15 protein-coding genes are annotated in these 23,171 nt (G+C 73.0%); 3 read left to right on the top strand and 12 right to left on the bottom strand.

Going from position 1 to position 23,171, the window contains the following annotated elements:
- Positions 1–110 precede the first annotated feature (110 nt).
- Positions 111–3,833, top strand: coding sequence for a S8 family serine peptidase (locus tag DZA62_RS00215; protein WP_116946799.1), 3,723 nt, complete (start codon positions 111–113; stop codon positions 3,831–3,833).
- 7 nt (positions 3,834–3,840) lie between these two features.
- Here DZA62_RS00215 and DZA62_RS00210 read toward each other — a convergent pair whose 3' ends face one another.
- Positions 3,841–4,863 carry a helix-turn-helix transcriptional regulator gene (locus DZA62_RS00210; RefSeq protein WP_116946798.1) on the bottom strand — a complete coding sequence of 341 codons (1,023 nt, stop codon included), beginning with the start codon at positions 4,861–4,863 and terminating at the stop codon, positions 3,841–3,843.
- Positions 4,864–4,885: 22 nt separating this feature from the next.
- Entirely contained in the window at positions 4,886–5,815 is a 930-nt protein-coding gene (locus DZA62_RS00205; RefSeq protein ID WP_116946797.1) for a dihydrodipicolinate synthase family protein, read from the bottom strand.
- Positions 5,816–5,846: 31 nt separating this feature from the next.
- Between DZA62_RS00205 and DZA62_RS00200 the strand changes: the two genes are divergently transcribed.
- Positions 5,847–6,812, top strand: a complete 966-nt coding sequence (locus tag DZA62_RS00200) for an NAD-dependent epimerase/dehydratase family protein (protein WP_116946796.1) — start codon at positions 5,847–5,849, stop codon at positions 6,810–6,812.
- A gap of 13 nt (positions 6,813–6,825) precedes the next feature.
- Here the strand turns inward: DZA62_RS00200 and DZA62_RS00195 are convergent, their stop codons facing one another.
- Entirely contained in the window at positions 6,826–7,311 is a 486-nt protein-coding gene (locus DZA62_RS00195; RefSeq protein WP_116946795.1) for an anthrone oxygenase family protein, read from the bottom strand.
- 47 nt (positions 7,312–7,358) lie between these two features.
- Positions 7,359–8,186, bottom strand: coding sequence for an NAD(P)H-binding protein (locus DZA62_RS00190; RefSeq protein WP_116946794.1), 828 nt, complete (start codon positions 8,184–8,186; stop codon positions 7,359–7,361).
- 145 nt (positions 8,187–8,331) lie between these two features.
- Here DZA62_RS00190 and DZA62_RS00185 point away from each other — a divergent pair, with 145 nt between their 5' ends.
- On the top strand, positions 8,332–9,306 hold the full coding sequence (locus DZA62_RS00185) for an AraC family transcriptional regulator (protein ID WP_116946793.1): 975 nt from the start codon (positions 8,332–8,334) through the stop codon (positions 9,304–9,306).
- Positions 9,307–9,338: 32 nt separating this feature from the next.
- Here the strand turns inward: DZA62_RS00185 and DZA62_RS00180 are convergent, their stop codons facing one another.
- The 8 genes from DZA62_RS00180 to DZA62_RS00145 form a co-directional block, all read right to left on the bottom strand.
- Complete coding sequence (locus tag DZA62_RS00180; protein ID WP_157987379.1) at positions 9,339–11,450, bottom strand: hypothetical protein; 2,112 nt, start codon at positions 11,448–11,450, stop codon at positions 9,339–9,341.
- A gap of 148 nt (positions 11,451–11,598) precedes the next feature.
- The gene (locus tag DZA62_RS00175) at positions 11,599–12,537 is read right to left on the bottom strand and encodes a carbohydrate ABC transporter permease (RefSeq protein ID WP_198663269.1); all 939 of its coding nucleotides are present in this window, start codon (positions 12,535–12,537) and stop codon (positions 11,599–11,601) included.
- A complete protein-coding gene (locus tag DZA62_RS00170) occupies positions 12,534–13,535 on the bottom strand; it encodes an ABC transporter permease (protein WP_116946791.1) in 1,002 nt (333 codons plus the stop codon). The genes DZA62_RS00175 and DZA62_RS00170 overlap by 4 nt, the downstream gene beginning before the upstream one ends.
- Positions 13,536–13,564: 29 nt before the next feature.
- Positions 13,565–15,199 (bottom strand): extracellular solute-binding protein, encoded by a 1,635-nt coding sequence (locus DZA62_RS00165; RefSeq protein ID WP_116946790.1) that lies wholly within the window; start codon positions 15,197–15,199, stop codon positions 13,565–13,567.
- Positions 15,196–16,470, bottom strand: a complete 1,275-nt coding sequence (locus tag DZA62_RS00160) for an SGNH/GDSL hydrolase family protein (RefSeq protein ID WP_116946789.1) — start codon at positions 16,468–16,470, stop codon at positions 15,196–15,198. The genes DZA62_RS00165 and DZA62_RS00160 overlap by 4 nt, the downstream gene beginning before the upstream one ends.
- Complete coding sequence (locus DZA62_RS00155; protein ID WP_116946788.1) at positions 16,467–19,892, bottom strand: glycoside hydrolase family 38 N-terminal domain-containing protein; 3,426 nt, start codon at positions 19,890–19,892, stop codon at positions 16,467–16,469. Before DZA62_RS00155 ends, DZA62_RS00160 begins: the two co-directional genes overlap by 4 nt.
- A complete protein-coding gene (locus DZA62_RS00150; RefSeq protein ID WP_116946787.1) occupies positions 19,889–21,427 on the bottom strand; it encodes an FAD-dependent oxidoreductase in 1,539 nt (512 codons plus the stop codon). The genes DZA62_RS00155 and DZA62_RS00150 overlap by 4 nt, the downstream gene beginning before the upstream one ends.
- A complete protein-coding gene (locus tag DZA62_RS00145) occupies positions 21,420–23,084 on the bottom strand; it encodes an FAD-dependent oxidoreductase (RefSeq protein ID WP_116946786.1) in 1,665 nt (554 codons plus the stop codon). Before DZA62_RS00145 ends, DZA62_RS00150 begins: the two co-directional genes overlap by 8 nt.
- Positions 23,085–23,171 lie beyond the last annotated feature (87 nt).

Here is a 23,171-nt window from a genome sequence, read left to right as displayed (position 1 = left end):
TTCCTGCCATGGCGTTCATCGGACACCGCCGGACTCTCGGCCGGGGTCGGTCCTCGGCCCTAGGCTCCGGGAATCCGCGCCGCTTTCGGCGCCTCTGCCCGGGAGGTCCCATGCGCCGGTCTCGTACCCTGCTCGCCGTCTGCGCCGCCGGGCTGCTGGTCGCGGCTGCCGCGCCGGGCTCCGCGGACCCGGCGCCGTCCGCCCCGCTCCCCCAGCCGGAAGCCGACGGCGTCACGGTCACCCTGGTGACCGGGCACCGCCTGCGGGTCGACACGTCGGCCGACGGCCGGCACGCGGTCACCGCGCTGCCCGCACCGGGCGCCGTCCGGGCGAACCTCAAGGTGGTCGAGCGGCCGGACGGGCTCTACGCGATCCCGGCCGAGGCCGAGCCCTACCTCGCCGCCGGATCGCTGGACCCCGAACTGTTCAACGTCACCGGCCTGATCGAGCAGGGCTACACCGGCGACGCGCTGCCGCTGATCGTGACGTATGCCGACGGCCTCGGCCGCTCCGCCGCGGCAGCCGCGCCCGAGCACGCCGTCGTCACCGCCACGCTGGAGAGCGTCGGCGCCGTCGCGGTGCAGGCGCCGGCCACTGAGCTGGCGGCGTTCTGGACCGGCGTCTCCGCGGATCTCCCGAGTGCCGGGAGCGCGCGCCGGGCCCTGCCCGTGATCGAGAAGATCTGGCTGGACGCCAAGGTCCGGCCCACGCTGTCCGAGAGCGTGCCGCAGATCGGCGCGCCCGCGGCGTGGGCGGCCGGTTACGACGGCACCGGTGTCACGGTCGCCGTCCTCGACACCGGGTACGACCCCGCCCACCCGGACCTCGCCGGGCAGGTCACGCAGGCCGCCGACTTCTCCGGCACCAGCGTCCAGGACGCCAACGGCCATGGCACGCACGTCGCCGCCACCGTCGCCGGGACGGGCGCCGGGACGGGCGCCGGGTCGGACGGCACCCGCCGCGGCGTGGCGCCCGGCGCCGACCTGCTCATCGGCAAAGTCATCGGCGACGACGGCAGCGGCCAGAACTCATGGCTGATCGAGGGCATGGAGTGGGCGGTCGCACAGGGTGCCGACGTCGTCAGCATGAGCCTGTCCAGCGAGGTCACCGACGGCACCGACCCGCTCAGCCAGGCGGTGAACGAGCTGACGGCGGCCAGCGGGACGCTGTTCGTCGCGGCGGCCGGCAACGAGGGACCGGGCGCGACCAGCGTCCGGGCGCCGGGAGTGGCCGACGCGGCGCTGAGCGTCGGCGCCGTCGACAAGTCCGATGTGCTCGCCGGGTTCTCCAGCCGCGGCCCGCGGCTGGGCGACCACGCGATCAAGCCGGAGATCACCGCGCCAGGGGTGGCGATCGTGGCGGCCCGGGCGGCCGGGACGTCGCTCGGCGATCCCGTCGACGACCTCTACACCAGCCTCGACGGCACCTCGATGGCGACACCGCACGTGTCCGGAGCGGCGGCGCTGCTGCTGCAGCGGCATCCGGACTGGGCGGCCGGCCAGCTCAAGCAGGCCTTGGTCCAGTCGGCGCACGAGCTGGACGACTACACCGTCTACGAGCAGGGCGCCGGCCGCCTCGACGCCGCCCGCGCCGTCGCCCAGACCACGTTCGCCGACACCGCGACGCTGGACCTCGGGGTCTACGACTGGCCGCACGACGGCACCGACCCGCTGGTCACGCACGCGATCACGTACACCAACGAGGGCGCCGTGCCGGTGGTCCTGGGCCTGGAGGCGACGCTGACCGGCGCGACCGGCACGCCCGCGCCGCCGGGCATGCTGACGCTGAGCCGGCCCGAGCTGACCGTCCCGGCCGGCGGTACGGCGAGCGTCGACCTGACGCTCGACCCGAACCTCGGCGACCCGGACGTCTATGGCGGCCGCGTCACCGCCCGGTCGGCCGACGGCGCCGTTGTCGTGCACACGCTCGTGGGTCTGACGAAGGAACCGCGGACCATCGAGGTGACCGTCGAGGGCATCGACCACGAGGGCGCGCCGGCGACCGGCACCAGCTCGGCCGAGCTGTGGAGCCTCGACACCGACTGGTGGGGCACCGGCTTCTTCGGCCGCAAGGGCGGCGGCAGCGGGCCGGCGGTGTTCCGGGTGCAGCCGGGCACCTACAGCCTGCTCGGCGTCGTCTTCACCCCGGACGAGGCCGGTGAGCAGGCGCGCGAAGTGGCGATCGTCGGCGACACCGAGCTGGAGCTGAGCGAGGACACCCATCTCGTGCTGGACGGGCGCACCGCCACCCGGGTCGCCGTCGACACCCCGGAGCCGACGGAGCACCAGGGCCTCACGCTCGGCTGGTACCGCAGCTCCGAGGAGCACATGTTCAACCTCAAGTACCTGCTCGACCAGTACATCGACGTCGCCTACGCCGCGCCGACCGAGCCGGTGCGGCGGGGGACGTTCGAGTTCTCCGGCTTGTGGGAGCTGTTCGCGCCGGAGCTGACGCTGCGGGCCGGCGGCCGCGAGCTGGAGCACGAGTACGCGGCCGGCTCACCGCGGGTCGACGGCCGGCACCGCCACCGCGTCGTCGATGCCGGTACCGGCACGCCCGCCGAGCTGGCCGGACGTGATCTCACGGGAGCCGCCGCCCTGGTCCGCCGGTCCGACGACGTCGCCATCGATGATCAGGTGGCCGCGGTGACCGCGGCGGGCGCTTCGGCCGTGATCGTGCACCACGACCGGCCCGGCTGGCTGCTGGCGCGGGTCGCCGAGGGCACGACGGTCCCGGTGCTGACGATCTCGCAGGCCGACGGCGCGGCGCTGCTGGACCAGCGTCCCGTCGTCCAATTCGACGGGGTCGCCGTCAGCCCGTACCTGTACGACCTCATGCAGGCCTGGCCCGGCGCGATCCCGTCGGCCCTGGCAGAGCGGGTGCGCCCGCGCGACCTCGCCGAGCTGGACTCGACCTACGTCGCGACCGGTCCCGAGCACCTGGGCAACGAGGCGCGGCACGCGTTCCGGCCGTACGACAGCTTCTCGATCCGCAGCCCGCGCGAGGTGCTGCTGCCGTCGCACCGCGACGAGTGGGTCTCGCCCGGCGACACCCGCTGGCAGCAGTTCGTCTGGGCCGAGCGGCTGCTGGTGGCCGGCATGATCGAGGGCGAGCGCACCTACGCGGCGGGCGAGTCGGACCCGCGGTCGTGGTTCGGGCCCGTGGTCCGGCCCGGCGTGCCGCTCGACACCGACCACTACGGCCAGTACGGCATGCCCGGCTTCCGTTCGGACGACGAGTTCACGATCTTGATGCGCTCGTTCCTCGACGGCAGCGACCGCAACGGCGACGAGACGGCCTACGACACCACCGCCGCCCGGCTCTACCGCGACGGCGCGCTGGTCGCGCAGCGCGACGGCGTGTACGGGACGTGGCCGGCAGTGGCGGGTGCGGCGACCTACCGGCTCGAGCTCGACGTCGACCGTGACGCGCCCTGGTGGGAGCGGTCGACGTCGACTCGCACGGCGTGGACGTTCACGTCGTCGCGGCCGTCGGCAGGTGAGCGGGCAATGCTGCCGCTGCTGCAGGTCGACTACGCGGTGCCGGCCGACGCCTCGGGGACCGTGAGCGACCGGGCCCGCACCCGGATCGAGCTGACGGTCCACCGGCAGGCGGCGGCCGAGCCGGTCGACGGCGGCGGGCTGCGGCTCTGGGCCTCCTACGACGACGGTGTCAGCTGGGAACCCGCCCGAGTCACCCGCCGCGGTTCGACCTACACGGCACTGCTCGACCCGCGGCGCGGCGCCGGCGCCGTCGGCCTCCGGGTCGAGGCCTGGGACGGCGGCGGCAACCGGATCGAGCAGACGGTGCTGCGCGCCTACGGCCTGCGCTGACGCCCCGCTACTCCGCGCCGCCACGGGCGCCGGGCGGGCCGGCCGCCGGGCCATAGCCGTCCAGCCAGCCGTGCTGAGCGGCGTACCAGCCCAGCTGCAGCCGGGTCGAGACCTGGGCGCGGTCGAGCAGCGCGCTGATGCGCCGGTGGACGGTCCGGATGCTCAGCCCCAGCTGCCCGGCGATCGCCTTGTCCGTCAGCCCGGCCAGGAGCAGCGACATGAGCTGCGCGTCGGCCGGTGTCAGTCGCGACGGGCGGCCCGGCGGGTGCGCCGTCAGGGCGGACAGCTCGAACGCCCGCTCCCACAGCGACTCGAACAGCGCGATCAACGCGGCCAGCAGCCCGCTGCGGTGCACGACCATGAACGTCGGCTCGGTCTCGGGGTCGTCCGGCGTCAGCGGCACGAACGCCTCCGACCCGTCGATCAGCGCGAACTTCACCGGCAGCTCGTCGACGACGCGGGCCTGCTCGCCGGCGGCGACGTAGCGCGCGACGGCCGCGCTGCCGCCGTCGGACTCGAGGACCGACCGCTCATACACGGCCCGGGCGGTGACGCCGCGGGCGAGCAGGTCCAGCTCGGTGTCGTTGGCCTCGTGCGGGATCGCGAACGGCGGTTTGACCAGCACCAGCACCTCGCGCTCGGCTCGCCGTTGCAGCTGCTGGAACCGCTGCGCCACCGCCGGCCGGCCGACGACGACCTCGACCAGCTCGGCCGCCTCACGCGGGCGACGGCTGGCGCGGTAGCGGCGCAGCAGCTCGTCGACGGCCCGCCGGGTCTCCTGCAGCTCGGCCTGCCGCTGCAGGATCAGCGGCTCGATGGCGATGTCCGGCGGCGTGGCGAGGAACCGCGGCGTGCGGTCGGCGGTGCGGCTCATCAGCCCCTTGGCCTCGAGCGACGCCAGCACCGCCGTGGTCTCGTCGAAGGACAGCCCGAGCAGGGTCGCGATGGCCGCCGCGGTGTCGGCGGGCCAGTCGACGAGGGCGCCGTACACCTGCTCCTCGACGGCGGTGACGCCCGCGGCTTCCAGCACCCGGCCACGGTAGCGGCTGCGATCAGGCCGGGAACAGCTCCGGCAGCAGGCCGCGAGCGTCGGCGCGGGCCGGCGCGACGGCGTCGTCCGGGGCCGACGACGCGGGCCAGCGCAGCGTCGTCCCGATGTCGGCCCAGCCGCCGACCGTGGCGAGGAACTTGTCCAGCGCCGGGTTGGACAGCCGGGCGGCCTGCAGCGGGGCGATGTGCCGGCGGAAGAACGTGGCGATGCGCGCCTCCAGGTCGAGCGCGTCCTCCGGGTCCGTCGTCATCATCCGGTACCAGGCGACGGCGCCGCGCGGCGACATCGCGGCGACGTTGGAGTAGCTGCCGTGCGCGCCGCGGGCGATCCCCGTCGCCAGCAGGTGGCCCGGCACGAAGACCGACAGATCGCTGGTCAGCTCGGTCATCGCGGTGTACCAGTCCTCGTCGCCGCCGGCCACCTTCACGCCGATCAGGGACGGCGTCGCCGCGGCGGCCCGCGCCAGCAGCGCCGGCCCGACCTGCGTCTTCGCGTGCGGCGGGTTGTAGAGCACGAGCGGCACCGGCCCGGCGGCCTCGGCCGCGCCGGCGAGGAAGCGGACGACCTCGTCGTCGTTCAACGGCACCCAGTCGGGCAGGATCACCTGGATCGCGCCCGGCTCCAGCGCCGCCGCGCGTCGGATGCGGCTCAGCATCACCGGCGTCGCCGGGTGCGATCCGCCCAGCTGGAACGGCAGCCCGGCCGCCTCGCACCGCGTCGCCAGCACGTCGTTGACGTGGTCGAACTCGGCCTCGTCGATAGCGTGGAACTCGCCCGCGGTGCCGTGCGCGTAGACGCCGTCGACGCCGCTGGCGACCAGCGTGTCGACCTGCGCGGCGAGCCGGTCCCAGTCGATCGCGCCGTCGCCGCCCAGCGGCAGCAGCACCGTCCCCCACACGCCCCTGACATCGACCGCCCGCAGCGCCTTCATGAGCGCGAGCCTAAACGGCCATGATGTCCGCATGCGCATCGTCGTCATCGGTGGAACCGGGCATGTCGGCACGTACCTGATCCCCCGGCTGGTCGCCGCCGGCCACCAGGTCGTCAACCTCAGCCGCGGCACCCGGCGGCCGTACACCGAACATCCGGCCTGGGCGCGGGTCGAGCAGCTGACCGTCGACCGCGAGGCGGAGGACCGCGCCGGGACCTTCGCCGGCCGGGTCGCCGGCCTCGCGCCGGACGTCGTCGTCGACCTCGTCTGTTTCACCGAGGAGTCCGCCCGCCAGCTGGTCGACGGCCTGCGCGGACGGGTGGCGCATCTGGTGCACTGCGGGTCGATCTGGATGCACGGACCGAGCCGGTCCGTCCCGCTGTACGAGGGCAGCGAGACCGTGCCGTTCGGCGAGTACGGCACCCAGAAGGCGGCGATCGCGCGGCTGCTCCTGGACGAGACCGCACGTGGCGGGCTGGTGACGACGTCGCTGCACCCGGGGCACATCAGCGGGCCGGGCTGGCACCCGATCAACCCGCTGGGCAACCTCGACCCGACCGTGTGGACGGCGCTCGCGACGGGTGCGCCGCTGGCCGTCCCGGGCATCGGGGCGGAGCTGCTGCACCACGTCCACGCCGACGACGTCGCGCAGGGCTTCCAGCTGGCGATCGAGCAGCGCGACGCCGCGGCCGGCCAGGCGTTCCACGTCACGGCGCCGTCGGCGCTGACGGTGCGCGGGTTCGCCGGGTACGCGGCGTCCTGGTTCGGCCGCGAACCGGTGCTGGAGTTCGTCGGCTGGGACGAGTTCCGCGACCGCACCACGCCGGAGTACGCCGAGCAGAGCTGGGAGCACCTGTCGCGCAGCCAGTTCGCGTCCGTCGACAAGGCGCGCCGGCTGCTCGGCTACGCCCCGCGGTACGCGCCGGAGGCGGCGGTCCGCGAGGCGGTCGAGTGGCTCACGCGCAACGGGGAGCTCGACATCGAGCTCCCCGGTTGACGCGGCGGTTCGGTCAGCGGCGGATCAGGTAGGACGCGAACAGCACCACCGACGCCGTCGAGCTGACCAGCCGGACGTTGTTCCAGGCGGTCCACCGGGACAGGTAGCGGTCCCAGACCTCGGCACCGGCGGTGCTGCCCGGGTCGACGGCGGCGAGCTGGTCGTTGAGCGGGACGTTGAACGCCATCGTCACGACGAACGTGCCGACGAGGATGACGATCGCGGCGGCCAGCAGCAGCCCGGACGCCGGCCGGTCCAGGCGGAGGAACGTGGCGATCGCCAGCCCGAGCGAGAGCAGCGCCGTCCCGCCGAACGCCAGCCCGAAGACCGGGTTGAGGATGACGACGTTGATCTCCTGCATCGCGGCGATCGCCTCGGGCACCGGCCGGTTCGACAGAGCGGGTATCAGAGCGGTCGAGCAGAAGAACCAGAGACCGGCCATGAGGGCGCTGCCGGTGATCGCGATGACGGTGGCCGTGGTCTCGAGTCGGTCCGACATGGCCGGTCTCCTTCGCATTCTCGATGTGGATGGGGTCTCGGGACTGGTCAGGCGTTCCACGCACCGCGGGCGGCGGCCTCGCGGGCGTAGTCGCTGAAGTCCTTCGGCGCGCGGCCCAGTGCGCGCTGGACGCCGTCGCTCAGGTGCGCGTTGCGGCCGTCGAGGACCTCGCCGAACAGGTAGCCGACCAGCCATGCGACCTCGGCCGGCAGGTCGGCGTCCGCCAGCGCTGCGATGTAGTCCTCGTGCGCGAGGGGGACGAAGGCGATCTCGCGGCCGGTCGCCTTGGCGATCTCGGTGACCGCTTCGGCGAAGGTCAGCATCCGCGGGCCGGTCAGCTCGTACACCTCGCCGACGTGGCCGTCCTCCGTCAGCGCCGCCACCGCGACGTCCGCGATGTCGTCGGCGTCGACGAACGGCTCCGGCACGTCGCCGGCGGGCAGCGCGACCTCGCCGGCGAGGATCGGGTCGAGCAGGTAGCCCTCGTCGAAGTTCTGGTTGAACCACGAGCAGCGGACGATCGTCCACTCCAGCCCGGACGCCTGCACGACCCGCTCGGTGGCCTCCGCCTCCTCCTCACCGCGCCCGGACAGCAGCACCAGCCGCTGGACGCCGGCGTCGCGGGCGGCCTCGGCCAGCACCTTGACCAGGTCGGCGGAGCCCGGGATGGCGATGTCGGGGTAGTACGCGATGTAGACGCGGTCGATTCCGGCCAGCGCGGCCGGCCACGTCGTGCGGTCGGTCCAGTCGAACGGGATCTCGGCCGACCGCGACCCGACGCGGAAGTCGGCGCCGCGAGCCGTCAGGCGCTCGATGACCCGGCGGCCGGTCTTGCCGGTGCCGCCGAGGACGAGGGTGGTGGTGGTCGTGTGCATCTCGGTCTCCCTTTGCGCTTGTTCTTGACTTGGCGTCCAGTCAAGCAGCGCCGATCCGGCGGATCTATGACTATCCGACCGACGTTCATGCTCGATCGTCCAGTCGGTCTGGATCTACGGGCATGGCAAGGCGGATACTCGTGGCATGACGACGACGCCGGACTACTGGGCGCCCACCGACCCGCTGGGCGAGGCGCTGCACCAGATGCGCATGAACGGCGCGTTCTACAGCCGTTCCGAGCTGACCGCGCCCTGGGGCATGACGATGCCGGTGATGCCGGGCCACATCTGGTTCCACATCGTCACGTCGGGCCCGGCCTGGCTGCAGCCCGAGGACAGCGAGCCGCGGCGGCTGCTCCCCGGCGAGCTGGCGCTGGTCCCGCACGGCCGCGGGCACCTCATCCTCGGCGCCCCCGGGGCTCCCGCGCCGAACGTCATGGACCTCGAACGCGACGCCGTGGGCGACCGGTACGAGCTGATCCGCCACGGCGGTGGCGGCGAGCCGACCACGTTGATCTGCGGCGCCGTCCGGCTCGACCACCCGGCCGCGCGCAAGCTCGTCGAGGCCCTCCCCGAGACCATCCACGTCGAGGTCGGCGGCTCGCCGCAGCAGGAGTGGATGCACAGCACACTGCGGCTCATGGCGGCCGAGGCGCAGCTCCTGCGCCCCGGCGGCGAGGAGGTGATCACCCGGCTCGGCGACATCCTGGTGATCCAGGCGATCCGGGCATGGCTCGAGACCGACCCCGCCGCCCGCACCGGCTGGCTGGGTGCCCTGCACGACGAGCAGATCGGCCGGGCGATCTCGCTGATCCACAAGCAGCCCGAGCGCGACTGGTCGGTGGCCGCCCTCGCGGCCGAGCTGTCGATGTCGCGCTCGGCGTTCGCCGACCGCTTCACCAAGGTCGTCGGCGAGCCGGTCATGCAGTACCTGACGACGTGGCGGATGAACCTCGCGCTGGACGCGCTGCGCTCCGAGCAGGCGACGGCCGCTCAACTCGCCCGGCGACTCGGCTACCGCTCCGAGGCGGCCTTCGCCCGCGCCTTCAAACGCGTCGTCGGTCTCCCGCCCGGCGCCGTCAAACGCGGCGCGGCGGCCGACGCGCTCCGGCCCGGCTGAGGCGGCATCGCCCCTCAGCCGGGCCGGGAACGTCAGCTGACCAGCTGGTAGCCGAACTGGACCTCGAGGTCCTGGGCACCGCTCGCGCCCGCGACGCGCACCTGCACCCGCTTCGGCGCGCTGACCGCGTCGACGGCGGGCGGGACGGTGAGCTGGATGGTCTGCAGCGACGTCGTGGCGCCCTGCGCCGTCCCGACCAGGGCACCGCCGGCTTCCAGCTGGACCGTGCAGCTGCCGGCGCCGACGACGCGGGTGACGCGGGTGACGCGGATGCGCTGGCCGTCGAGGTAGAGCAGGTTGGCGAAGTCGTGGAGGCCGTCGGCGACGGCACCGTCGATCCGGGCGATGAGCCGGCCGTCGAGCTGCTCGATGCCCTTGTTGCCGATGATGCGCGTCTGCGTGGTCTGCGTGCCCGTCAGCAGGTACGGCCCGGCGAGGTTGCCGACCAGGTCGTTCCCGGTGATGACGACGTCGGCGGCGGCACTGACCAGACCGTAGTCCTGACGGTGCAGGCCCTCGGGGAGCCGCCCGAGCAGGTTGCCGGTCACGATGATCTTCTCGGCCGTGTCGCGCAGGTGGATGCCGGTGGCGGTGCGAATGGTCCGTCCGCCGCCGCTGTACGAGCCGCCGAGGGCAGCGCCGACGAGGTCGAAGCGGGTGTCGTCGACCACCGTGACGGGCCAGGTGCCGTTCGCCCCCACGGCTCCGCCGACCTGCTCGACCCGGATGCGGTCGCCGGTCTCCCAGCCGTGTGCGGCGTCGACGGTGACGCGCACACCGCCGGCGCCGTTGTCGGCCACCCCGGTGACGGCCCGGGCGAAGTTCTCGTGCGCCATGCGAGCGTTGTTGCCGATGACGTTGCCCGTGATGGTCACGTGGCTCGACGCGATGTCCATGCCGTGTCGCCCGGCGCCGCGGACGACACAGCCGGTGAACGTCGCCATGCCGGTGAAGGTGTCGAGGATGCGGACGTTGTCGTCGGCGCCGTCGGAGGAGATGTAGGCGTTGGCGAACACCGCCTGGGCGCCCTGCTCCAGCAGCACCGGCACACCGTGGCCGTTCTCGAACCCGCCGCCCTCGAAGTAGACGAACTTCGGCAGCCCCGTGCCCGTGGTGTTGCGCATCCAGATGCCGTGGTGGCCGAAGAGCACGGCGGTGCCGATGAACTTGATCGACCCGCCCTGGCCGTCGATGACGACGTTGTCGGTGGCGCGGTTCGCGGTGCCGGCGGCGATGGCGCACTCGACGAACTCGACCGGGTCGGCGCGCGAGGTGTCGGACTCGCCGTTGAGCAGGATGACCTGCTCGCCGTGGAACTCGTTCCAGACGCAGTTGAGGAACCGGACGGTGTTGGCCGAGCGCAGCAGGATGCCGTTGTAGCCGAGCCGGAACCGGACGTTCTGGACGGTCACCATGTAGTTGCCGTCGTTCTGTTCCATGCCGATGCGCTCGGTGCGGATCATGTACCCGCCCGTGAGGTTCTCGCCCTGGAACTGCAGGTCGCGGAAGCCGCCACCGTGGCAGCCGGACAGCACGAAGCCGTCGGCGTCGCCGGTGGCGATGACGAACTGCGTCGCGGTGTCGAGGCTGTCGGTGGGGCCGACGCCGCGGAAGGTGATGGGCGAGCGCTCGATGCGGATCGTCGACTCGATGCGCACCTTGCCGGGCCCGTGCTCGATGACGCCGCCGAGCGGGAGGGCGTCGACGGCGGCCTGGAGGCGACCGGAGTCGTCGACGTCGCCGACGCCGCGCCAGCCGAAGTCGGCGAGGTCGAGGGTCGCCGACGTCTCGCGCCTCCAGCGGCCGGTGGCGGTGCCGGTGACGGCGAAGACGGTGCCGCCGTTGTCCGCCTCGGTGGCGTCGGCGTCCCAGAACAGGGCGCCACCGCCGACACCCGGCAGGTCGGCCCAGTAGCCGAGCAGGTAGACCTGCGTACCGTCGGCCCCGCCCGGCACCGTGCGCAGGTCGTCGACGCTGGCGATGGTCTCGATGCCCGCCAGCCGGCCGGGCAGCGCCGGGCGCAGCGGTGCGGACGGAGCGGCGGCGGCCGACGGCGCCAGCGCGGCACCTCCGGCGGCGGCCAGCCCGGCGACACCGAGCGCGGACAGCCCGCGGCGGCTGATCGTGCGGTCACCTGTGCTCATGGCGATCACTCCTTCGTGAGGGCGTGCGGCGACGACCGGGCGCGCGGGGGTACGCGCCGGCCGAGGTACGTGTCCAGCCGAGGACGGAGATGTACGGCGGGTGTGACCAGGTCCGAGCGGTGGGACGACGGCGACGGTGGTGGCAGGGTCAGCCCTTGACGGCGCCGATGAGCATCCCCTTGGCGAAGTGGCGTTGCAGGAACGGGTAGACGAGCGCGATGGGGACCAGGCTGATGACGAGGATCGCCATCTGCAGCGACTGCGACGGCGGCATGACGGTGCCGGCGATGTCCGCGGTGTCGACGCCGAGCGCGGCGTTGTCGACCACGTAGGTGCGCAGCACCAGCTGCAGCGGCCATTTCTCGGTGTCGTTGATGTAGAGGACGGCGTTGAAGAACGCGTTCCAGTAGGCGACGGCGTTGAACAGCCCGATCACCGCCATGACCGCCTTCGACAGCGGCAGCACGATGCGGGTGAGGATCTGCAGCTCGTTGGCGCCGTCGATGCGCGCGGCGTCGATCAGCTCGCCGGGGATCTCCTGGAAGAACGCCCGCATGATGATGACCTGGAACGCGCCCACCATGGTCGGCAGGATCAGCGCCCAGTAGGAGTCGATCAGCCCGAGCTGCCGCACCGTCAGGTACATCGGGATCATGCCCGGGGTGAAGAACAGCGTGAACAGCACCGTCAGCAGCACCGGCTTCTGCAGGTAGCTGCCGGGCCGGCTCAGCGAGTATGCGAGCAGCGTGACGCAGGTCAGCGACAGCGCCGTGCCGGCCAGCGTGATGCCGACGGACACCAGGAGCGCGCGCGTGACCACGCCACCGGACAGGATCGCCCGGTAGGCGTCGAGGTTCGGCCGGTCGGGCCACAGCACGTAGCCGCCGGCCTCGGTGACCTGCTGCTGGTCGGCCAGGCTGGTCGACACGACGGCGAGGAACGGCAGGATGACCAGGGCGCACGCGATGAGCAGCGCGATGCCCTTGAGCCCGCGGATCGGCAACCCGGGCCGTGGCGTGCCGCCGACCATGCGCGGCCTTCCGGCCCGGCCGCCGCGGCGGTCGTCGCGGATGATGGTGTCGGTCATTTGGAGTACACCCCTCTCTCGCCGAGCAGGTGCGCGACCTTGTTGGCGCCCAGCACCAGGACGACGCCGACCAGGCCCTTGATCAGGCCGACGGCCGCCGACACGCCCCAGTTACCGCCGATGACGCCGTTGAAGTAGACGTAGGTGTCGAGGACCTCGGACGCGTCGGCGCCGACCTGCTGGCGCTGCAGGATGATCTGCTCGAAGCCGACGGTCAGGACGTCGCCGAGTTTGAGGATCAGCAGCAGCACGATGACCCCGCGGATGCTGGGCAGCGTGACGTGCCACAGCTGCCGCATGCGCGACGCGCCGTCGACCGCGCTGGCCTCGTACAGCTCCATGTCGACCCGCGACAGCGCGGCCAGGAAGATGATCGTCCCCCAGCCGGCGTCCTTCCAGATCACCTGAGACGTGATGAGCGTGAGGAACATGTCGGGGTTGCCGAAGATCGGCAGCGTCGCCCAGTCGTGCGAGCGGAGGAAGTTGTTCAGCAGGCCGGCGTTGCCCAGCATGTGCTGGAAGATCGCGACGACGACGACCCACGACATGAAGTGCGGCAGGTACAGGATCGACTGCGCCACCCGCTTGAGCCGCTCGCTGAGCATCGAGTTCAGCAGCAGCGCCAGCGCGATGGGCACCGGGAACACGAACACGATCTGCACGAACGAGATGACCAGCGTGTTCGTGAGCGCGTTGACGAACGCTGGGTCGCCGTTGAAGATCACGTCGAAGTTCGAGAACCCGACCCACGGGGAGTCCCAGATGCCGATGTAGGGCTGGTAGTCCTTGAACGCGATGACGTTGCCGAACAACGGCACGTAGTTGAACAGCAGCACGACCAGCAGCCCGGGCAGGCCGAGCAGCAGCAGGAAACGATCGCGGCGGAACCGCGTCCGCCGCGACGCCCGTGGGCGCCGGCCCGCCCCCGGCGACCGGGGCCGGCGCGGCCGGTGGCCCCGGCCGGCCGGCGCCGGTGTCGTCTCTACCTCTGTGGCCATGCTGCCTCCATGCCGGTCGCCGCGCCCGCTCAGCGCGTCTCGGCGAACGATGCCTCGAGCTCGCCGCGGATCTGGTCGCCGCCCTGCTGGCGCCAGTTGTCCACGACGGTGTCCCAGTACTCGATCGGCTGGCGACCGGCGAGGATCTCCAGCGCGCCGTCGTCGACGAGCTTCGTCAGCTGGCCCCCCTTGTTGATCGACGTCTCGGAGTACACCCCTTCGGCCGCGCTGCGGACGATGTTCGGGACGGCCTGCTCCTGGTAGGCGCGCTGGGCGTCGACCCGGGCGCGGTCGCGCGGGCCGAGCACGTGCGGGGAGTCGGCGACGTACTCGAGCGGCAGCTTGACCTCGACGTTGCCCTGGTCGGTGCGGACCGGGGCGCCGTCCTCCATGGTGTAGTGGGTGCCCTCGATGCCGAACTTGCGGAACATGAACTCGCTGGTGCCCAGCGGCGCGGCCAGCCAGTTGCACAGTGTCAGCAACTGCTGGATGCGCTCGGGGTCGTTCTTCTTGAACGCCGCGTAGCCGAAGCTGGTGGCGCCGGCCCGGACGACACCCGGCCCGCCGCCGTCGAACAGCGGCGCGGCGACGGCGCCGACCTCGACCGGATAGGTGTCGGCCAGGATGTCCCAGGCGGCGTAGCCGTCGGACCGGAACGCCAGCGTGCCGTTGCCGAACAGCTCGCGTTCCTGCAGCTTGCCGCCGAGAGCGTCGGGGTGGAAGACGCCGGCCTGCACCAGCTCGGCGGTGCGGGCGATGGCCTCCTTGCGTTCCTCGGTCTCGTTCTCGGAGGTGAACTTCCCGCCCTCCTCGCGCCAGGCGTTCGGCACGCCGAGCATGTTGCCGACGAACGTGATGACGTTCTTGCCGTTGCCGTCGCCGCCACCGAACGCCCACCGGTTGTTCGCGGGGTCGGTCAGGCCCTCGGCCAGCTCACGGAACTCCTGGTAGCTGGCCGGCGCCGCGTTGAGGCTGCGCTCGGCGATGAGGTCGGCGCGGGAGAAGAAGATGGTGCCGACGGCCGCGCGCGGGATCGGCAGCGCGTAGATGCCGCCGTTGTAGACCATCGACGGCCAGGAGTCGGCCGGGATGTTGGCCAGGAACGGGTACTCGTTCACGGCGTCGCCGGACAGGTACTCCGTGAGGTCGGCGCACAGCCGGGTCAGCACGTCGGCGCGGTTGGCCAGCGTCGTCGTGATCAGCATGATGTCGGGGTGTTCGCCGCCGGCGAACACCGTGGCCAGCTTGTTCGGGTACTCCGCCTGCGGCGTCATGGTGAGGTTGAGCTCGGTGCCGACCCGGGTGTTGAGCTCCTGCCAGTACGCGTTGTCGCCCTGCGCCGGTGGCAGCGGGTTCAGCATGTTGGTGAGGATCTCGACCGGGTCGGCGCCCGCCAGCGGCGGCGAGCTGAACGCGTCGACCGGCGTCGGGTAGCTGTAGTAGCCGGCCATGACACCCTCGGGCGTCGGCGCAAGGTCGGGGGCGACCTGGTCCCATGGCGTGTAGGTGGGCAGCCGGACGGCGCGGTTGGCCGACGCGGCGTCGGTGGGCGTGGTGCCGCCGTCGCCGCCGCACGCGGAGAGGAGACTGGGCGCGGCCACGACGGCCGCGAGGCCTCCGGTGACCTCGAGGAACCGCCTCCTGGTGAAACGCATGTCGCTCATGGGCGTACTCCGATCAGGCTTGACGTGGGGGTCCGGGCTGGGTCGAGCAGGGCGAGGTCGACGGCGTCGGCCATGGCCCGGTAGCCCGCCGGGGTGAGGTGCACGCCGCCGCCGGAGTCGTACTCGGCGCGCAGCCGCTTGGGGTTCGCCGGGTCGCGGACGGCGAGGTCGAAGTCGACGCCGCCGGCGGCCCGGACCGAGGCGTTGACCGCCTCGCGGATCGCTTCCTTCTCCTCGGTGTAACTGGCCGAGCCCAGCCACGGCGTGACGGTGCCGCAGAGGAGCCGGATGCCGTGCAGGCCCAGCCGCTCGCCGATCTGGCGGTATGCGGCGAGCAGGTCGCCGGCGCTGCCGGCCTTGCCGCTGGCGATGTCGTTGATGCCCTCGACCAGCACCACGGCGTGGACGCCGGGGTGCGACAGGACGTCGCGCTCGAGCCGGGCCTGGCTGTTGGGCGACGCGCCGTCCCAGAGCACGCGGTTGCCGGAGATGCCGGCGTTGACGACGCCGACGGAGGCGAGCGTGCCACCGGCGGCCAGCAGCCGCCGGGCGAGGACGTCGGGCCAGCGCTGGTTGGTACCGGACACCGAGCCGACGCCGTCGGTGATGGAGTCGCCGAGGCAGACGACGGTGCCGCCGGTCGCGCCGGTCTCGACCGTCACCTCGTCGATCAGGTACCACTGCGAGATCGGCGTGACGAACGCCGCGGCCGGCTCGTCGGCCCCGTGGTCGCCGTCGGTGCTCAGGTAGGAGCGCTGGGCGGCGATGCTGTGCCCGGTGATGCCGGCGACCGGGGTGGCGAGGTACACACTGACGGCGAGGTCGGCTTCGTCGGGCAGCGTGAGGGTGACGGGGTCGCCCAGCACGACGGCGCCGGCGGCGATGGTGACGGTGGTGGCGCCGCCGAACGTCACCGGCCGGTTGGTGCCCGCGGCGACCGCACCGTCGCCGGCGTGCAGGCCGAGGTGGACCGGGCCGACGGTGATCGGCTCGGTGCCGGCGACGTTGGACAGCCGGACCCGCGGATGGGTGCCGCCGACGCTGGTGCGGACGATGAACCGGCCCGTGCGCCCGCCGAACGTGACGCCGTCGAGGCCGTAGGCACCGGCGCCCCAGGTGCCGGCCCGGACCCGGGCCGCGCCGCCGCGAGGGCGGGTCGCCGGCGGCCTCGTGGTGGCCGCGACACCGGCCGCGTTCGCCGTGGTCGCGCCGCCGGCCAGGGCAGCTCCGGCCGCCAGCGACGTGGCCCCGAGGAAACTGCGCCGTCTCATCGCCCGCCCTCCCCACCACGCACCAGTACCGACACGACCTGCCACGGCCGCAGTTCGACGACCGCCGCGCCGGAGGCGTCGAGCGGCAGCGCGGCGTCCTCGCGTTCGTCGGCGTGACACCGTACGACGGGACCCGCGACCGGAAGCCGGAGCGTGCCGCCGTCGCCGGAGAGGTCCTGCAGCCGCAGCAGCAACCCGGCACGGTCGCGGGACTCGGCCACCGTCGCGTGCACCCAGCCGGGCAACCCGAGATCGAGCAGCGACGCTCCGCTCGCCGGGAGTGGCCGCGGGTCGGTGTCGAACTTATCGAGCCGCCCGACCTCGGAGACCGCGGCCGGCACACGGACCTCGCGGCCGAACCGCCCGGCCGCGACGGGGTCGAACGCCGGCAGCGGCGTGAACGCGTACCGCAGGGTCAGGTCGCCGTCCTGCTCGGGCGGCGTGTTGGTGGGCCAGTAGTTGTTCATGACCCAGGACAGGACGCTGCCGCTCGCCGGTTCGAACCGTTCCGGCCAGGCGCCGCGGACGATGTCGCCGGCGGTGAACAACGGTGCGTCGGCGCTGGTCCAGGCGACGGCCGGCCCGCCGGGCGCGGACTCGACCACGACGCCGTACTGGGTGGTGAACCACTCGTGGCAGGCGCCGGGCGCGTGGTCGGTGGCGGGGTCGATCCAGCCCTGCTGGCGGTCGTAGCGGAACCGGGGCGCGTCGGCGGCGAACGGGAATGCGACGTACACCGACTCTTTGGCCAGCTCGCGTTCCTTGGTCAGCCGCACGGTGACGTCGACGCGGTCGCTGTGGTCGCGCAGCAGGACGTCGGCCTCGATGCTCGGCAGGCTCGGCGCCGACCCGACGGTGCGCAGCCGCCAGCCGTCGGCGGTGCGCCGCAGCCCGACCGGGCGCATGGCCGCGGCGGTGATCGTCAGCTCGGGCGGATCGGCGACCGGACGGCGGCCGGACAGCGTGCTGCGCGGCGCCGGCGGGTGCACGTGCGGCGTGCCCGAGTGTGCCGGCTCGTGCGCGTGGTCGCCTCTGGTCAGCGTGTCGGGACCGTTCAGGACGTAGAGCACCTGGCCGAGCCGCCAGGGCCCGGTGTCGTCGAGCAGTGACCGCCCGGTCGGCCGGTGGGTCAGCGTCGTCACCGCGCCGGTGGCAGGGTCGAACGCCACCTGCCACCGCGACGTCTCCAGGCTCGGTGGCACCGGCGCCCAGCCACCGGCGTCGTCGGCGTCCGGCCCGCCGGCGGCCGCGCCGTCCTCCTCGCCCGGTGCCAGGGTCCGGGCCGACCGCAGCGGTACGGTCCGGTAGCCGAACGACGGCACGTCGGGCACGGTGACGCGGTGGCGCAGCAGCCCGTTGCAGTCGGCGAGCACCTCGCCGTCGAGCGTGCCGGCCGGCGCCTCGACCTCGATCTCGACGTCGCGGGCCCAGCCCAGCGGGTTGTACGCGAGCAGTGTCGGGCCGGTGGTCGTGACCAGTTCGCCGAGCTGGCTCAGTGCCCGCCGCGTCTCGTCGACCGCGGTGCGCAGGCCGGTGTGCACCTGGTGCCGCTTCCAGTCGAGTTGGTCGCCGACCTGCTCACCATGCGGATGCGCGTTGGCGTGCGACCAGGTCCACGTGTGCTCGCTGCCGTAGAGCACGCCGTCCCAGGCGGTGTCGAGCGCCGCGCGGTTGGGCCGGTAGGTGTCGTCGGCCCGGGCGACGAGCGCGGCCAGCGCCTCGGCCGTCGGCAACGCGACCTGCGCCCGCCGATGCTCGGCGATGACGACGGCGCCGGTGCCGACGCCGTCCTCCCAGTAGCTGCCGCCGTCGCCGCGCCAGACCGGCAGGCGGTCGGCCAGCGGCCGGACGGCGTCGAGGTAGCCGGCCATGGTCGACACCGCGACCCGCGGCCAGGCGTAGACGGCGTTCCAGCGGGCGGCGAACGCGGCGTCGCCGTCGGCGAGGTCCTCGTTGTCGGCGTGGGTGCCGATGACGGCGAGGTCGTGCGGCAGGTAGTCGGGGCGTTCGTACCGGTCGAGCAGGCGGACCAGCGCGTGCGCACCCCCGGCCACCGTCTGCGGGTCGCCGGCCATGAAGCGCAGCTGGGAGTAGGTGTCGGAGAAGTGCGTCAGCACCCGCGAGCCGTCGACACCCTCCCACTGGACCGGGCTCGCGAGGTGCTGGAGGTCGCTGTCGGCGTTGCCGCCGCGGTGGTGGTTCTCGATGCCCACGAAGGCGTCGATGCCCAGAGCCGTCAGCATCGACGGCACCGCCGCGCTGTACGACGGGACGTCGGTGAGGTTCGCGTAGCTGATCGGGACGCCGTAGTCGTCGCGGAGCCGGGCGGCGAGGTAGGCCGCGCGGTAGACCTCCTCGAGGCTGGCGACGCCGGACAGGAACAGGTTGTGGAAGGCGTTGACCGACAGCCGGCCCGACCGCAGCGCCTCGAGCACCCGCTGCGACCGCTTCTCCGACCGCGTCGCCAGGTACTGCCCGACCACCAGCGAGCCGTCGACGGAGAACGCGAAGGCGTCGTCGCGGTCGAGTGCGTCGAGGGCGCGGTCGAGGTTGCGGCTGTGCAGCTCGAGCACCTTGCCCTGGACGTCGGTGTAGCCGACGTCGAGGTGCACGTGCGGGATGAGGTGGACGGTCCACCTGCGCTGCGGCGTGAGGGTGAACGTGGCGGGCGGGCCGTCGTCGACGGTGACAGTGGCGCTGGCGGGGGAGGTCAGCTCGGCGACCGGGAACCGGACCCGGACCTGCCCGAAGTGGCGGCCCTCGCGCGCCAGCCGGAACGTCTGCGGCTCGCCGCCGACGGTGACGGTCGCGCTCGCCGGCCACGGCGTGCCCGCCGGCACGTCGACGGTCAGCTCGGCCAGTTGCCCACCCGTCAGCGGGTAGAGCGGGGTGCTGCGCAGCCGCGCCGTCGCGAGCGGAGGCGGCGACGCGGGCGGAGTCGGCGACGCGGGCGCGAGGGTCAGGCTCCGCCAGGTGATGCCGCTGCCGAAGTGGTGCCCGAACTGCTCGCGATGCCGGCCGCCCACCGCATCGGCCGGCACGTCGACGGGACCGGTGGCGGCATCGGCGTCGAGCGTCGTGGTGAGCGCCAGGACGTGCTCGCCCGCCGCCAGCCAGGACGCCGGCAGGGCGACCGCCACCACACAGGATCCGGCGATGGGGCCGTGGCGGTAGACCTCGCTGCGGTCCTCCCGGACGACCTCCGGGTGGAACAGGCCGCGGTGGACGCCGTCGAGCTCGACCAGGAGGTCGGGGCAGGGGCCGTGCCCGGCGTCGAACTCCAGCCGCAGCACCCGGTCGGCCGCGGCGTCGACGGTGAACCGGACCTCGGCCCGGTGCTCGCGCCACCCGGCCGTGGCGTCGAGCGGTCCCGGTTGGAACGCCGGAAGCTCCACCCCGGGGGTGGCCACGGTGACGGTCATGGCGCCGCCTCGAGCTCGGGCAGTTCCAGCACGGTGCCGTGCTCGGTCAGCGCGGCGGCCAGCGCCTGGTAGTCGTACTCCTGCGCCGGCCGCCCGCTGCGCAGCGCCTGCGCGGCCAGCTCGCCGGCGGCCTCGCCGAGCATGCCGTAGGCCGGCTCCATGCGCGGCGACAGGATGCCGACGTGGCTGGCGGAGAAGCAGACGGGCACGGCGAGGTTCTCGATGCTCCCCCGCGCGGGCAACAGGCTCTCGGCCGGCAGCTGGTAGAGGTCGGCCGGCGCGTTGAGGAAGCTGCCCGTAGTGCTGCCCTCGCCGACGATGGTGTCGTCGCCGTCGGGGTAGTACTGCACGACGTGGCAGTCGAGGCCGTACTGCCAGCAGCACACCGCCGTGGCCTTGGTGTGGTGCGGCCGCTGGGTGTCGTGCTCGGTGAACACGTGCTCGCCGATCATCCGGCGGGCCTCGCGCACGTAGAGCGCGTGCGGGAAGCCGGTGCCGTAGGGGCTGTCGGTGAACTCGTCGGGCGGCAGGCCGAACGTCTGGGCGTCGGCCCGGAAGGTCTCGGGCAGCGCGGGGTCGTTGGCGAAGAAGTACAGCATGCCCTGGTGCCAGCGGACCTGCTCGGCGATGATCTCGTCGCGCCGCTTCCAGCTGCCGTCGGGGTAGTCCCAGTTGGCGCCGGGCAGGTCGAAACCGACGAACAGCGCCTGGTTGGTCTGGAACTTGCCGTACGGCAGCGCGGCGGTGTGCGTGACGATGGACGACAGCCCCGGGATGCCGCGGTGCTCGAGCAGGCTGCGCAGATGGGTGTACAGCGCGGGGTCGTAGCCGTCGGGCTTCGGGAACGGCAGGCGATCGGACTCGCGGGTCAGCACGCCGCGGAAGTTGTAGGCCTGCACCTTGGCATCGCCGTCGCCGGGCGCGGTGTCGGGCACCGGGCCGACCGGGAAGCCGGTGTTGGGCCGGAACGACTGGATGCGATGCGCCCGGGCCGGCTGGAACCCCGCGTAGGCCTCGCCGTACTGCGACGCCGGCTCGCGGCCGACGGCGTAGGGCACGCCCGCCGCCGCCATGAGGTCGCCCTCGTAGGACGCGTCGACGAAGAACGACGCGCGGTGCCAGCCGTCGGCGGTGCGGACGGCGGCGATGCGGCCGCCGCGCACCTCGACGTCGCCGGCGTCGTGCAGCCGGGTGTTCAGCACGACCGTGGCGCCGGCCTCCTGGAGCAGCCGCCAGGCCACCCGCTCGGCCACCTTGGGCTCGAACAGGTACTGCGCCTTCGGGTCGTCGAGCCCGCCCGCCACGTACTCGGCGCCGATGCCGGCGAAGAAGCGCTCCTGGGTGAGCCCCGTCAGCGCCGCCGCGACGCCCGGGGTGTCGGACTTCACCAGCCCGCCGGCGACGATGCCGCCGACGTGGCCGGTCGGCTCGAGCACCAGGCTGGTGTAGCCGCGCAGTTTCAGGCGCAGCGCGGCCATGATGCCGGCCAGCGTGGCGCCGTAGATGACGACGTCGTGACGGGTGGGCTCAGGCATGCGGCACCCGCTTCTCCGGCAGCGCGAGCACGGGGGTGGCGTTCTTCACCGTCTGCGACGGCCGGGTGCGCCGGATGTCGTCGGGCCAGCGCACCGGCGCGCCGACGGTGCCGGTGAGCAGCCGCTGGAGGTCTTCGGTGCGCGACGCCGTGTCGCCGACGGCGTGCGGCTCGGTGCCCTCGCGGTGGCAGAGCGCGGCCAGTGCGCCGACCGCCTCGCCGATGCTCCATTCGACCGGGTGCAGCCGGTAGCAGCCGTTGGTGATGTGGGTGGTGCCGATGTTCTTGTTGGCCGGCAGCAGGTTGCGGACCCGGACCGGCAGCAGCGCGCCGAGCGGGATCTGGAACGGGTAGGTCTCGAGGTTGACGTAGTTGACGCCGGCGGCACTCGGGTGGAGGTCGATGTTGTAGTGCCCGACCCCGACGGCGTCGGCGAACTGCTCCGCACCCTCGCCGTCGGGCCGGTCGACGACGGCGACGTGCTGCTCGAGCACGGTGAACCGGGCCTGGATGCGGCGCGCCTCGCGGATGTAGGCGTACTTGGCCAGGCCGTCGTCGGTGCCGGTGAGGTCGGGCCGCAGCCTGAGGCCCGGGTAGCCGGTGCCGCCGTCGGGCCGCGGCGCCTCGGTCTGCATCCAGCGCAGGTACGACAGCGACAGCTCCTTGCACCGCCGCAGCGCCGTCGCGCGGGCGGCGTCGTCGATGCCCGGGCCGATCAGCGGCGCCTCCCAGTAGTCGATGTTCGGCCAGTTGACCAGCGAGATGTCGGTGTCGACGATGTCGCGGCGGAACTGGGTGCGGGCCCGGATGCGGCGGAAGTGCCAGAGGTCGGGCAGCCGGACGGCGTCGAGGTCGCCCTCGAAGATGCGGTTGACCTTGCCCGACATGGTGTGGATGTCGATCTTCTCCCAGGACAGCTGCGGTCCCGGCCAGAACGGGTCGACGTGGGTCTTCCAGTGATCGTAGGACGCCGGCGCCGCGATGGTGTGGTCTTCGCCCGGCCGGTACTCCAGCGGGAAGCACCAGGTGATGGCCTGCTGGTCGGCGGGTTCGGCGACGGGCGCGGCGTACGGCTCGCCGGTCTGGTGGTGCGACTCGGCCCCGATGACATGCTCGACGCCGGCCAGCTCGAGGAGCTCGCCCAGCTCGGTGGCGTCGACGATCAGCGGCGCGGTGGCGGTGAGGGTCTCGCCGGTGCGGGTGTCGCGCAACGTGACGGCGGTGACGTGGTCGCCGTCGACGTCGGCCGCCACCGGCACGAGATGGTGACGGACGCTGATGCGCCCGGCGGAGATCCAGCCGGCCAGCAGCTCGTCGATGACCGCGACACCGACCCGCGGCTCGTGGCAGAGCCTGCTGACGTTGCCCAGGCCCGGGTTGAGCGTGGGGTCGGCGACCGCCTCGGGCGTCAGCGGGTAGTTGCGGCGGTAGTAGTCGCGGATGCGGGTGCGCAGGTCGGCGTAGCCGGCGGAGATGTGCGGGGTCTCGATCCACGGGTGCTCGTCGGACGGCACCGACTGCGCGGTGAGCTGCCCGCCGAGCCAGTCGGTCTCTTCGGTGAGGACGACGCGCAGGCCCAGCGACGCCGCGGTGAGCGCCGCGGCCACGCCGCCGAGGCCACCGCCGACGACCAGCAGATCAGTCTTCAGTTCCGTCACAGCAGACCTCACTCCGAACGCTGCTAATATTTGCCGATGTGGCACCCGCCACAATGTTTCGGTCACGCTACAGCCACGTCCCCAGCC

The organism is Jiangella endophytica, from assembly GCF_003427025.1.
Taxonomy (GTDB): domain Bacteria; phylum Actinomycetota; class Actinomycetes; order Jiangellales; family Jiangellaceae; genus Jiangella; species Jiangella endophytica.
Note: the sequence above shows the minus strand (reverse complement) of the source record. Positions and strands in the feature narration are given on the sequence as shown.